Annotated in this window: 10 protein-coding genes; 7 read left to right on the forward strand and 3 right to left on the reverse strand. The window is 72.7% G+C overall.

Annotated features, from left to right (window positions below; genetic code table 11):
* Positions 1–109 precede the first annotated feature (109 nt).
* The 3 genes from ACWCYY_RS28070 (at position 110) to ACWCYY_RS28080 (ending at position 4232) form a co-directional block, all read left to right on the forward strand.
* Entirely contained in the window at positions 110–979 is an 870-nt protein-coding gene (locus ACWCYY_RS28070; RefSeq protein ID WP_345284464.1) for a FadR/GntR family transcriptional regulator, read from the forward strand.
* 482 nt (positions 980–1461) lie between these two features.
* A complete protein-coding gene (locus ACWCYY_RS28075) occupies positions 1462–3096 on the forward strand; it encodes an RNA polymerase sigma factor (RefSeq protein ID WP_345284466.1) in 1635 nt (544 codons plus the stop codon).
* A 275-nt stretch (positions 3097–3371) separates the two neighbouring features.
* Entirely contained in the window at positions 3372–4232 is an 861-nt protein-coding gene (locus tag ACWCYY_RS28080; protein ID WP_449797630.1) for a S1 family peptidase, read from the forward strand.
* 240 nt (positions 4233–4472) lie between these two features.
* On the opposite strand, the gene ACWCYY_RS28085 is transcribed toward ACWCYY_RS28080, so the two are convergent.
* Complete coding sequence (locus tag ACWCYY_RS28085; protein WP_345284470.1) at positions 4473–4703, reverse strand: DUF7455 domain-containing protein; 231 nt, start codon at positions 4701–4703, stop codon at positions 4473–4475.
* A 503-nt stretch (positions 4704–5206) separates the two neighbouring features.
* On the opposite strand from ACWCYY_RS28085, the gene ACWCYY_RS28090 reads away from it, so the two are divergent.
* The 4 genes from ACWCYY_RS28090 (at position 5207) to ACWCYY_RS28105 (ending at position 10671) form a co-directional block, all read left to right on the forward strand.
* A complete protein-coding gene (locus ACWCYY_RS28090) occupies positions 5207–7318 on the forward strand; it encodes a DNA gyrase/topoisomerase IV subunit B (protein ID WP_449797607.1) in 2112 nt (703 codons plus the stop codon).
* A gap of 180 nt (positions 7319–7498) precedes the next feature.
* Positions 7499–7849 (forward strand): DUF485 domain-containing protein, encoded by a 351-nt coding sequence (locus ACWCYY_RS28095; RefSeq protein ID WP_449797608.1) that lies wholly within the window; start codon positions 7499–7501, stop codon positions 7847–7849.
* Positions 7846–9450 carry a solute symporter family protein gene (locus ACWCYY_RS28100; protein ID WP_449797609.1) on the forward strand — a complete coding sequence of 535 codons (1605 nt, stop codon included), beginning with the start codon at positions 7846–7848 and terminating at the stop codon, positions 9448–9450. Before ACWCYY_RS28095 ends, ACWCYY_RS28100 begins: the two co-directional genes overlap by 4 nt.
* 54 nt (positions 9451–9504) lie before the next feature.
* Positions 9505–10671, forward strand: a complete 1167-nt coding sequence (locus tag ACWCYY_RS28105) for a hypothetical protein (RefSeq protein WP_449797610.1) — start codon at positions 9505–9507, stop codon at positions 10669–10671.
* On the opposite strand, the gene ACWCYY_RS28110 is transcribed toward ACWCYY_RS28105, so the two are convergent.
* Both ACWCYY_RS28110 and ACWCYY_RS28115 read right to left on the reverse strand, forming a co-directional pair.
* On the reverse strand, positions 10641–11336 hold the full coding sequence (locus ACWCYY_RS28110; RefSeq protein WP_449797611.1) for a response regulator: 696 nt from the start codon (positions 11334–11336) through the stop codon (positions 10641–10643). The genes ACWCYY_RS28105 and ACWCYY_RS28110 overlap by 31 nt on opposite strands.
* Positions 11333–12964 (reverse strand): ATP-binding protein, encoded by a 1632-nt coding sequence (locus ACWCYY_RS28115; RefSeq protein ID WP_449797612.1) that lies wholly within the window; start codon positions 12962–12964, stop codon positions 11333–11335. The genes ACWCYY_RS28110 and ACWCYY_RS28115 overlap by 4 nt, the downstream gene beginning before the upstream one ends.
* Positions 12965–13147: the final 183 nt, after the last annotated feature.

Consider the following 13147-nt stretch of genomic DNA (forward strand, 5'->3'; position numbering starts at 1 on the left):
GGGATTACGGCTGATAAGAAGTCAATTGTCCGGTCACGGGCGATCACCCTTTCGTGTGCTTTTCACGAGAATTCTCAAGGCGGGCCCGCCGATCGCCGACAAAGGAGCTGTGAGTACCCTTGCGCACCCCACCATGAACGCAGCTCGTCCCTCCGACGCAGTCGTCCCCGGAGAGCTGGACCGCTTCTCCTACGCCGAACGGCCCACCCCGCCCGCCCCCCGCTGGGAGGGCTCCGAGGTCGACCTGCGGGTCGGCCGCAAGACCACCAGCAGCCGGGGCCGCGGCCTGCACGGCCAGCTGGTCCAGCAGCTCGGTCAGATGATCGTCTCCGGTGACCTGGGCGCCGACCGCCCGCTGGTGCCGGAGGAGATCGGCCAGCGGTTCGAGGTCTCCCGCACCGTCGTCCGCGAGTCCCTGCGGGTGCTGGAGGCCAAGGGCCTGGTCAGCGCCCGGCCGAACGTCGGCACCCGGGTCCGCCCGGTCGGCGACTGGAACCTGCTGGACCCGGACATCATCGAGTGGCGCGCCTTCGGCCCGCAGCGCGACGAGCAGCGCCGCGAGCTCTTCGAGCTGCGCTGGGCGATCGAGCCGCTGGCGGCCCGGCTCGCGGCCGGCCACGGTCGCGAGGACGTCCAGCAGCGCCTCACCGAGCTGGCCGAGGTGATGGGCCACGCCGCGGCCCAGGGCGACATGGTCAGCTACGGCCGTGCCGACATCGAGCTGCACGCGCTGGTCCTGCAGATGGCGGGGAACCGCATGCTGGAGCACCTCTCCGGCATCGTCGGCTGCGCCCTCCAGGTCTCCGGTGGCCCGGCCACCTCCTGCGAGCGGCCGTCCGACTCGGCGGTCAGCCTGCACGCCCGCCTGGTCGACGCCCTCGGCACCGGCGACGGCACCGCCGCCGAGGCCGCCGTCCGCGCCCTGCTCACCGTCCACCCCGAGGTGGAGCACTCCGTCCCGGCCCCGCGCGAGCACTGACCCCGCGCGAGCACTGACCCGGCGCGAGCACCGGCCCGCGCGGACGGCAGCGATCCGCACGGAAGACGGATCCGCACGCGGAAGACATGCGTAGGACATCCGGAAGACAACGATCCGAGCACGGAAATCCGTCGGTACCCAATGGCCCTTCAGTCGCTCTCCCCTGCGACTGGGGGGCCATGGCCGTCCCGGGACCTCCCGGCACCCCCGCACCGGCCCCTCCCGGGGCCCCGGTGTGACGGGCGCCACCAAGGGCATGCGTAACACTTGAGGAGCGGCGGCGATGTGTACGGAGCGGAAGCGGCTCCGGAATACCACCACCGTGTCAGAATGCTGTGTTGGTCTGCGGCGCCGCTGCCGTCCTGCACACCCCAGTCCCCAAGCCCGAGCCGGTCGGAACCGGGTCCGCGCGCCTTCCGCGTGGCCGCTCCCGTCGGCTCGGCGGCCGGTACTGGTGTCGAGTTCACTCATCGTCCGAGAGGTTGTTCGTGTCGGCCAGCACATCCCGTTCGCTCCCCCCCGAGATCGCCGAGTCCGCGGCTCTGCTGGCGCTCATCGAGCGGGGCAAGGCCCAGGGGCAGATCGCCGGTGACGACGTGCGTCAGGCTTTCGAGGCGGACCAGATCCCGGTCACCAAGTGGAAGAACGTCATGCGCAGCCTCAATCAGGTCCTGATTGAGGAGGGTGTGGACCTCATGGTCAGCGCGGCGGAGCCGTCCGCCGCGAAGCGCAAGGCGACCGCGACCAAGAGCGCCGCCAAGCGCACCGCCGCCAAGACGGTCACCACCCGCACCCCGTCGGCGCCGACCAAGCCGCCGGTGCGGATCGCGCCGTCCGCCACCCCGGCCGCGCCGGCCCCGGTGGTGCCCGAGGTCCGCGTGGTCGAGTCCGTCGAGGGCTTCGGCGAGGGCACCGAGGTGCGTGCGGCCGTGGCCAAGAAGGTTGCCGCCCCCGCCAAGAAGGCGGTGGCCAAGAAGGCCGCCGCCCCCGCCAAGAAGACGGCGGCCAAGAAGACCGCCGCCACCAAGTCCACCTCCAAGGACGGCGAGGAGGAGCTGCTCGGCGAGGAGGAGCTGCTCGAGGACGTCGCCCTGCCCGGTGACAAGGAAGCCGGCCCGGAGACCCCCGAGGAGGAGTCGGACCAGGGCTTCGTGCTCTCCGACGACGACGAGGACGACGCCCCGGCCCAGCAGGTCGCCGTCGCCGGTGCCACCGCGGACCCGGTGAAGGACTACCTGAAGCAGATCGGCAAGGTCCCGCTGCTCAACGCCGAGCAGGAGGTCGAGCTCGCCAAGCGCATCGAGGCCGGCCTGTTCGCCGAGGACAAGCTCTCGGCCGCCGACAAGCTCGCCCCGAAGCTCAAGCGCGAGCTGGAGATCATCGCCGAGGACGGCCGCCGGGCCAAGAACCACCTGCTGGAGGCCAACCTCCGCCTGGTGGTCTCGCTGGCCAAGCGCTACACCGGCCGCGGCATGCTCTTCCTGGACCTGATCCAGGAGGGCAACCTCGGTCTGATCCGTGCGGTCGAGAAGTTCGACTACACCAAGGGCTACAAGTTCTCGACCTACGCGACCTGGTGGATCCGTCAGGCCATCACCCGCGCGATGGCCGACCAGGCCCGCACCATCCGCATCCCGGTGCACATGGTCGAGGTCATCAACAAGCTGGCCCGCGTCCAGCGCCAGATGCTCCAGGACCTGGGCCGCGAGCCCACCCCGGAGGAGCTGGCCAAGGAACTCGACATGACCCCCGAGAAGGTCATCGAGGTCCAGAAGTACGGCCGCGAGCCGATCTCCCTGCACACCCCGCTCGGCGAGGACGGCGACAGCGAGTTCGGCGACCTGATCGAGGACTCCGAGGCGGTCGTCCCGGCCGACGCGGTCTCCTTCACCCTCCTCCAGGAGCAGCTGCACTCCGTCCTGGACACGCTCAGCGAGCGTGAGGCGGGCGTCGTCTCGATGCGCTTCGGCCTCACCGACGGCCAGCCGAAGACCCTGGACGAGATCGGCAAGGTCTACGGCGTGACGCGCGAGCGCATCCGCCAGATCGAGTCCAAGACCATGTCCAAGCTGCGCCACCCGTCGCGTTCGCAGGTCCTGCGCGACTACCTGGACTGATCCCAGGACGGACACACGCCGGAAGGCCCGGAGCGGTTCACCACCGCTCCGGGCCTTCCGGCGTTCCGCCGTCCCGGCGCTGCGCGGTCCCGGCGTCCCGGGGTCCCGGGGTCCCGGTGTCCTGGCGTCCGCAGGGCGACGCTGCGTCAGCCGAGGGAGCGTCAGGTCGCCCGTCCGGGTACACCCGGCGCGGGCGCCCGCACGGTGGGTGACGGCTCCACTACGCTGTGCCGGTTGCTGTCCGCCGACCGATCTTGGAGACCTCGGTGCCGCCCATCACGGACGCCCGCCCGACCCCGCCGACCCGCCGCCGTCACCGCCGGGCCGTCGCCCTGGCGCTGCTCGCCTCCCTGCCGGCCCCGCTGATCGCCCTGGGCGCGGCAGGCCCGGCGAACGCGCAGCGCCGCATCGTCGGCGGTCAGAACGTGAGCACCCAACAGGTGCCCTGGATGGTCGCCCTGGCGAGCCGTCAGCAGTTCGGGAGCGCGCGGTCGGGTCAGTTCTGCGGCGGTGCGCTGATCTCGCCGACCAAGGTGGCCACCGCCGCGCACTGCTTCTACGACGAGTCCAACGGCCAGCGGGTGAACCGCCCGGGCCTGCGGGTGGTCGTCGGCCGGGACGACCTGGGCCGCACCGGCGTCGGCCGCGAGGTGGAGGTGCGCGAGATCTGGGTGCACCCCTCGTACGACTTCGCCCGCAACCTCAACGACGTGGCGGTGCTCACGCTGGCCGAGGACCAGGGCGACCGCCCGGTGATCGAGCTGGTGGGACAGGGCGAGGCCGACCCGTACGCTCCGGGCACCCGGGCCACCGTCTTCGGCTGGGGTGACACCCAGGGCAACGGCAGCTACTCCCGGACCCTGCGCTCGGTGGACGTGCCGATCGTCTCCGACCAGGTCTGCGGGGACGCCTACCGGCACGGCAGGGACGGCTCCTACGACCCCCGGGTGATGGTCTGCGCCGGCGAGCAGAAGGGCGGCAAGGACGCCTGCCAGGGCGACAGCGGCGGGCCGTTGGTGGTGCAGGGCCGACTGGTCGGGCTGGTCTCCTGGGGCACCGGCTGCGCGGATGCGCGCTACCCCGGGGTCTACACCCGGGTCGCGGCCGTCTCGGACGCGGTGCACTCCAGGATCTGAGTCGGACCCGGGACGGATCAGGGCCGCCACGTGCTCCCGTCGCCGCCGCGCTCCGTGCTTGCCCGGGCACGCTCCGGCGCTGCCCACGCCGCTGGGGGCCGGGGAGCTGACGGAGTGTCGGACATCACTCGATGCCGGCCCGGGAAACGCAGCGGAGCCGGACGGCCACCCTCCGGGAGGAGGGGTGCCGTCCGGCTCCGCCGGTGAGCCAGCCGGGCCCGCCTGTGCGGGCCCCTGGGCTCAGCGCTCGTCTTCGGAGGCGCTGGTGCTGGTCTCGGTGAGGCGACCGGTCTCGTCGTGTATCTCGACGGCGATCTTCTTCAGCTCCGGCTCGAACTTCCGCCCGTGGTGGGCGCAGAAGAGCAGCTCTCCGCCGCTCGCGAGTACGACGCGCAGGTAGGCCTGGGCGCCGCAGCGGTCGCAGCGGTCAGCCGCGGTGAGCGGGCTCGCAGGGGTCAGAACAGTAGTCACGTCGCCTCTTCTCTAGCTCGACGAGCTGTCGTACCAGGGTCAACATCCAACCAGGCCGAAAACGTTCCCGCTCGTGGCTTTTCTTCTCTGAGGATTCTGCTGTGTTGTTGATGAGGACGTGCCCAGGCCGTCGGCGGTTCATGCCTGTCGACTTCCAGGACTCGCCATTCGGCTCGAACTCCCGAACGGGTCGGGGGTCGAGGTCCGCGTAGCATAATCCTCTGCTGGGTTGGAGCATAAGCCCCGTCCACGACACCGGTAGCCTGCATAACGGCTGCTCCGCCGCCTGCCCCGGGGCCGACGGTCCGACAGGAGCCGTGGTGGCAGGTGGAGATGGCGTTCCGGTGCCGCCGGAAACGGGCCGGCTCTTGTTCGCGCAGCGCGTACAAGCTGCGGAGGCCGGGCCCGATGTGTCTCAGGCATTGGGAACACTGTGGGGGTCGGCCGCCTGACGGCGGGCCGAAGTAAGACGAGTCAGAACGTCATTGAGGAGTGCACACCGCGTGAGCGCCGAACCGACCGCGTCGTCCGCCCTGCTGGCCGGAGACGACGGTTCCAACTACACCGCTCGGCACCTGCTCGTCCTGGAGGGGCTGGAGGCGGTCCGCAAGCGCCCCGGCATGTACATCGGCTCCACCGACAGCCGCGGTCTGATGCACTGCCTCTGGGAGATCATCGACAACGCGGTGGACGAGGCCCTGGGCGGGCACTGCGACAGGATCGAGGTGGTCCTGCACGAGGACGGCTCGGTCGAGGTGAAGGACAACGGCCGCGGCATCCCGGTCGACGTGGAGCCCAAGACCGGGCTCTCCGGCGTCGAGGTCGTGATGACCAAGCTGCACGCCGGCGGCAAGTTCGGCGGCGGCTCCTACGCGGCCTCCGGCGGTCTGCACGGCGTCGGCGCCTCGGTGGTCAACGCGCTGTCGGCCCGGCTCGACGTCGAGGTGGACCGCGGCGGGCACGTGCACGCGATCAGCTTCCGGCGCGGCACCCCCGGCATCTTCACCGAGCTCAGCCCGGACGCGCCGTTCGAGGCCGGCAGCGGGATGACCAAGAAGGGGAAGGCCCCGCGCGGCCGCACCGGCACCCGGATCCGCTACTGGGCCGACCGGCAGATCTTCCTCAAGGACGCGAAGCTCTCGCTGGAGACCCTGCACGCCCGGGCCCGGCAGACCGCGTTCCTGGTGCCCGGCCTGACCATCCTGGTCCGTGACGAGCGCCTGACGGAGAGCGAGAAGGTCCAGCAGGACACCTTCCGCTACGACGGCGGCATCGGTGAGTTCTGCGAGTACCTCGCCCCGGACAAGCCGGTCTGCGACGTGCTGCGCCTGCAGGGCGAGGGTTCCTTCAAGGAGACCGTCCCGGTGCTGGACGAGCTCGGCCACATGACCCCGACCGAGGTCACCCGCCAGCTCGGGGTGGACATCGCGCTGCGCTGGGGCGCCGGCTACGACACCACCCTGCGCTCCTTCGTCAACATCATCGCCACCCCCAAGGGCGGCACCCACGTCACCGGCTTCGAGCGTTCGCTGGCCAAGACGCTGAACGAGGCGCTGCGCGCGGCCAAGGTGCTCCGGGTCGCCGAGGACGACGTCACCAAGGACGACGCCACCGAGGGCCTGACCGCGGTGGTCACCGTCCGCCTCGCCGAGCCGCAGTTCGAGGGCCAGACCAAGGAGGTGCTCGGCACCTCGGCGGCCAACCGGATCGTCGCGGCCGTGGTGGCCAAGGAGTTGAAGAACTTCCTGGCCTCCACCAAGAAGGACGAGAAGCTCCAGGCCCGCGCCGTGCTGGAGAAGGTCGCGGCCGCCGCCCGCACCCGGGTGGCGGCCCGTCAGCACAAGGAGGCGCAGCGCCGGAAGACCGCGCTGGAGACCTCCTCGCTGCCCGCCAAGCTGGCCGACTGCCGCAGCGACGACGTGGAGCGCAGCGAGCTCTTCATCGTCGAGGGCGACTCCGCGCTCGGCACCGCCAAGCTGGCCCGCAACTCCGAGTTCCAGGCGCTGCTGCCGATCCGCGGCAAGATCCTCAACGTCCAGAAGGCCTCGGTCTCGGACATGCTGAAGAACGCCGAGTGCGCCTCGATCATCCAGGTGATAGGGGCCGGTTCGGGCCGCACCTTCGACATCGACCAGGCCCGCTACGGCCGGGTCATCTTCATGGCCGACGCCGACGTCGACGGTTCGCACATCCGCTGCCTGCTGCTGACGCTGTTCCAGCGCTACATGCGGCCGATGGTCGAGCAGGGCCGGGTGTTCGCCGCCGTGCCCCCGCTGCACCGGATCGAGCTGACCAGCCCCAAGCGCGGCCAGGACAAGTACCACTACACCTACTCGGACGCCGAACTGCGCTCCACCCTGCTGGAGTTCCAGCGCAAGGGGCAGCGCTGGAAGGAGCCGGTGCAGCGGTACAAGGGCCTCGGCGAGATGGACGCGGACCAGCTGGCGGAGACCACCATGGACCCGCGCCACCGCACCCTGCGCCGGATCAACCTGGGCGACCTGGAGCAGGCCGAGAGGATCTTCGACCTGCTGATGGGCAACGACGTCGCCCCGCGCAAGGAGTTCATCGTCGACTCGGCGGCCACCCTGGACCGCTCGCGCATCGACGCCTGAGCCCCCGCACGCGAAGTGAGCCCCCGTCAGCCGACGGGGGCTCACCTGTTTGGGTGAACGTATCTGCAAAGCCCCGGCGCAGACGGGACGGACCATCCCATCCTTGAACGATCCGGGCGTACCGGAGGACCGGCCTCCGGGTTCGGCCTCCGCGCGCCGACGCCGATCGTGGAGCAGCCCGTGGCACAGCAGCAGGTACGAGAACGGGCGGCACGACCGCAGGCCGAGGTGTACCTCGCGGTCCAGGAGAGCGAGGCCTTCCAGCAGATCCGCCGCGGCTACCGCGGCTTCGTCTTCCCGGCCACCGGCGCCTTCCTCGGCTGGTACCTGCTCTACCTGGTGGCCCAGGCCGCGGCACCGGGCCTGATGGCGCGTCAGCTGGCCGGGCCGGTGAACGTGGCCTGGCTGCTCGGCCTGCTGCAGTTCGGCTCGACCTTCCTGCTCACCTGGCTCTACGTGCGGCACGCCCGCACCCGCCGGGACGCCGCCGCCCTGGAGCTGCGCTGGGACACCCAGGACCAGCTCCGATGACCGGCACCCGGCACCACTTGGCGGTCGGCCTGTTCGCGGTGATCGTGCTGGTCACCCTCGGCATCACCCTCTGGGCCGGACGCCGCGGCCAGGCCGCCGAGGAGTTCTACACCGGTGGCCGCGAGTTCAGCCCGCTGCAGAACGGCTTCGCGCTCTCCGGGGACTACCTCTCCGCCGCCTCCTTCCTCGGCGTCACCGGCCTGATCGCGCTCTACGGCTACGACGGGGTGCTGTACAGCGTCGGCTTCCTGGTGGCCTGGCTGGCCGTGCTGATGCTGGTCGCCGAACTGGTGCGCAACGCCGGGAGGTACACCCTGGCCGACGTGCTGGCGGTCCGGCTGCGCCGACGCCCGGTGCGGGCCGCCGTGGGCAGCGCCAGCGTGGTGGTCTCCCTGCTCTACCTGGTCGCCCAGATGGTCGGGGCTGGCAGTCTGGTGGCGCTGCTGCTGGGCACCGGCAGCGGGGCGGCCAAGACCTGGGCGATCGTCGCGGTCGGCGGGCTGATGATCGTCTACGTCACGGTGGGCGGGATGAAGGCCACCACCTGGATCCAGATCGTCAAGGCCGTGCTGCTGGTGGCCGGTTCGGTGCTGCTCACCGTGCTGGTGCTGATCCGCTTCCGGGGAGACCTGGCCGGGCTGATGCGCTCCGCCGCCGAGCACAGCGGCGCCGGCTCCGCGTACCTGCGGCCCGGCCTCAAGTACGGGGCCACCACGGCCAGCCGGCTCGACCTGATCTCGCTCGGCCTGGCCCTGGTGCTCGGCACGGCCGGGCTCCCGCACATCCTCTCGCGCTTCTACACCGTGCCCACCGCCCGGGCCGCCCGGCGCTCCACGGTCTGGGCGATCGGCCTGATCGGCGGCTTCTACCTGATGGCCATCGTGCTCGGCCTCGGCGCCGCCGCCCTGGTCGGCAGCGCCGCCGTCCGCGCCGACAACCCGGCGGGGAACACGGCCGTCCCGCTGCTCGCCCAGGTGCTCGGCGGAGGGGCCTCCTCCACCGGTGGGCTGCTGCTCTTCGCGCTGATCTCGGCCATCGCCTTCGCCACCATCCTGGCCGTGGTGGCCGGGCTGACGCTGGCCTCCTCCGCGGCCTTCGCGCACGACCTCTACCTCGGGGTCTGGCGCCGGGCCCGGGGCGGAGCCGAGGTGACGGCGCGTCAGGAGGTGCTGGTGGCCCGGGGCGCGGCGGTGCTGATCGGGGCGCTGGCGATCGTGCTCAGCCTCTTCGCCCAGCGGCTGAACGTGGCCTTCCTGGTCGGCCTGGCCTTCGCGGTGGCCGCCTCGGCCAACCTCCCGACGCTGCTCTACAGCCTCTTCTGGCGGCGCTTCACCACCCGCGGCGCGGTCTGGTCGGTGGCCGCGGGGCTGACCACGGCGGTGCTGCTGGTGGTCTTCTCCCCGGTGGTCTCCGGCTCCCGGACGTCCGTCCTGCCGGACCTGGACTTCCACTGGTTCCCGCTGGAGAACCCGGGCCTGGTCGCCATCCCGGTCGGTTTCCTGGCCGGCTGGCTCGGCACCGTCACCTCCCGCGAGCCCGCCGACCCGGACGGCTACGCCGAGTTGGAGGTCCGCGCCCTGACCGGCGCCGGGGCCGCCTGACCGACGCCGGGGCCGCCTGAGGGGCCCTCACCTCCTGCCGGTACCGTCGGCCGGATGACGCCCACCGCCCTGCTCGTCGACGGCGCGGTCGCCTTCGCCACCGGCTTCGCGGTCCGCGCCGTCCCCCGCGTCGTACGCGGCCGGGAGCGGGCCCGCGCCGGACGGACCGCGGGCCCGGCGGCGGCCCTCACCGTGGTGGTCGCGCTGGTCCTCCTCAACCAACTGCTCTGCGCCGCCTACCTGCTGCGGGTGCACGACGGCGACCCCTCGTACGTCACCCGGTACCTGCCCGAGGGGTGGTTCGCCCAGCCGGTGGGGAACCCGGTGGTGGAGTGGCTGGCCGAACGGCTGCCGGTGCCCGGACTGTTCGCGGTCACCGTGCTCCGGGTGCAGGCCTTCCTGGAGCTGCCCCTCGTGCTGTTCGCCTACGGCACGGTGCTGCGGCTGCTCAGCCCGGGGCTCTACCGCCGGCTGCTCGGCTCGCGGCCGCTGGTGTGGGCCGCCGCACTCTCCTACACGGCGGTCTTCTGCGTGGTCGAGCGGGACCTGCACAACCCGTGGACCGGGCAGGACCTGGTGGTGCGGGCGGCCTCCTGCCTGGTCACCCCGCTGGTGGTCACCGCGCTGGCCCGGCGGGAGACCGGTGGGGAGCGGCGGCTCGGGGCGGTCGGACTGCTGGGGTTCACGCTCGGGCTGTGGGCACTGGGGCAGCTGGTGCTGGTGGTCTACGACACCGCGCTGCTCTACAACCTCGGGCACCTGGGGGCGCGGTGGCCCTCGCTGCTGCTCGCTCTGGTGGGGGTGTTCGGGGCCACCCGGGCGGTCGACCGGTGGCCGGGAGCGGACGGCGGGGAGACGGCCGCGGCACTGGAGGGGGTGCTGCGCTGGTCGCTGGCCTACTTCCTGGTGCCCGCGCTGGCCCTCCGCTACAGCGTGGCCTTCGGCACCCCGCTGCTCGGCGCGCTGGCCGGGGGGCTGGTCGGAGTGCTGGCGCTCCGTCAGGGGCTGGGCGGCCGGGCCGGTGCCGCGCTGCCGTGGCTGCTCGTCGGCGGGGCGGCCGGGCTGGTGGCCGCGTACCTGGCGGTGCGGGCGGTCACCGACGCCACCTACGAGTCGGCGCTGCTGCGGGCGATGGCGGTGCTGCTCGGCACGACCGCGCTGACCTGCTGGTTCGCGGACCGCGGGCGGGCTCAGCGGGCGGGCGGGGCCGCCAGCAGGTAGCGGTGTTCGGGGCGGCCGGTGTCGCCGTAGCGCAGGGAGAGGCGCAGGCGGCCGTCGCGTTCGAGCTGCTTGAGGTAGCGCTGGGCGGTGGAGCGGCTGAGACCGGTGCGGTCGGCGACGTCCTGGGCGGAGAGCGGGCCCGGGGTGCGGCGCAGGGCGGCCAGCACCAGGTCGGTGGTGGGGGCGGAGTGGCCCTTGGGGAGGGCGGTCGCGGCGGGGGCGGCGGTGCGGAGGGTGGCGAACAGCCGGTCCACCTCGGCCTGGCAGGTCTCCCGGGCGGCCGGGCCGGTGAGGGCCTGGCGCAGCTCGGCGTAGGCGGTGAGCTTCTCCCGCAGTCCGGCGAAGGTGAACGGCTTGACCAGGTACTGCAGTGCGCCGTGCCGCATCGCGGCCTGGACCGTGGAGACGTCGCGGGCGGCGGTCACCATCATCACGTCGCAGCCGATCCCGGCGGACTGGAGGTCGCGGATCAGCTCCAGGCCGGTGCGGTCCGGGAGGTGATGGTCCAGCAGGATCAGGTCGGCCGGGGTGCGGCGGAGCGCGGCGGCGGCCTCGGCGGCGCTGTGGGCCTGCCCGGAGACCCGGAACCCGGGGACCTTGGCGACGTACGCGGCGTGCACCTGGGCCACCCGGAAGTCGTCGTCCACCACGAGCACGTCGATCACCGGGGGGCTCCTGCGGGGTGGGGGAGGGTGGAGGGGAGCGGGTGGATGCGCTCCGCGGGCGGGGCGGTCAGCAGGGCCTCGGGTAGGTCGACGGCGAACTCCGCTCCGCCGGAGGCGGACCGTCCGACGGTCACCGAGCCGCCCGCGCGCTCGACCTGACGGCGGACCAGGGGGAGGCCGAGGCCGCGCGGGCGGTGGGCGGGGGCCCGTTTGCTGGTCCAGCCCTCCTCGAAGACCCGCTCGCGCAGGTCGGGCGGTACGCCCGGGCCGTCGTCGGAGACGGTCAGGCGCAGGCGCGGCCCGTCGGCGAGGAGGGAGACCTCCACCGAACGGGCCGCGGACTCCAGCGCGTTGTCGAGCAGGTTGCCGAGAACGGCGGCGAGCATCCGGGCGTCGGCCGCCGCGTCCGGCAGGTGGCTGTCCGGGGTGACCGTCAGCCGGGTGCCCCGTTCGGCGGCGACCGCGGTCTTGCCCGCGAGCAGCGCGGCCACGTGCGGGTCCTGGACCTGTCCGGCGATCCGGGCGGCCACCGCCGCCTGGGTGCCGGACTCCTCGCAGAGGTACTGGGCGGCCTGGTCGTGCAGACCGAGCTCCAGCAGGCCGAGCAGGGTGTGCAGCCGGTTGGCGTGCTCGTGGTCCTGGGCCCGGAGGGCCTCGGTGAGGCTCCGGGTGTGGTCCAACTCGCGGACCAGCGACTCCAGTTCGGTGCGGTCGCGGAGGGTGGTGACGGCACCGCCGTCGGCGGTGGCCATCCGGTTCATCAGCAGCACCTGCTGACCCCGGACGGCGGGCAGGTCCGCCCCGGTGACCCGGCCGGCCAGCACGTCGGCGGGGCGGCCGGGCGGCAGCACCTCGTCCACCGGGCGCCCGGTGCAGTCCTCGGGGAGGGCCAGCAGGCGGCGGGCCTCGTCGTTGGCCAGCCGGATCCGGCCGCGGGCGTCCAGCGCCACCACGCCCTCGCGGATGCCGTGCAGCATCGCCTCCCGCTCGATCAGCAGGGCGGAGATGTCGGCCACCGCGATGTTGTGGGTGCGCCGCTTGAGCCGCCGGGCCAGCAGCAGGGTGGCGACCGTCCCGGCCACCAGGCCGGTGCCGGCGCAGAGGGCGATCCCGTCGGTCATGCCGAGCAGTTGACGGCGGATCGACCGGTCGCTGATCCCGACCGAGACCTCGCCGACGATCCGGCCGTCGGCCAGCCGCAGCGGCACCTTGCCCCGGGCGGTGCGTCCGAGGGTGCCGTGCTGGATGGCGGTGACGCTCCGTCCGTTCAGCGCGGGCTCCGGGTCGGTGGAGACCCGCTGGCCGATCCGGGCCGGATCGGTGTGGGAGAGCCGCAGCCCGGCCGCGTCGGTGACCACCACGAAGCTGGCGTCGGTGGCCAGGCGGATCTGCTCGGCGTTGCGCTGGACGGTCGCGGAGTCCCGCTCGGCGGCGGCCAGGGCGATGGTCTCGTCGGCGGCGGTGGCCTGGGCGATGGACAGCGCCCGGGCCATCGCGTCCCGGTCCAGCTCGTGGCTGACCGGGGCGAGCAGCAGCCCGGCGGTCAGCGCCGTCACGCCGAGGGTGACCACGGTCTGGCCGAGCAGCAGTTGGGCGAAGACCCGGCGCGGCCAGTGCGGACGTCTCATCCGGGGCTCCTCTCCTCTCTCCGGGACGGCGCAGGTGACGGGCACCCTACGTTCGTCCTCGCGTCCTGTCAGCCCCCGTCCGCCGAGTATCCGGAAGCAGAACGAGCAGAACAGCCCCCTGTGCGCAGAACCCGCGCAACGCCCGCAAGCCTCCCGGCCCCGGCCCGCCCGCTCCTAGCCTCC

The sequence above is a fragment of the Kitasatospora sp. NPDC001664 genome (assembly GCF_053596675.1).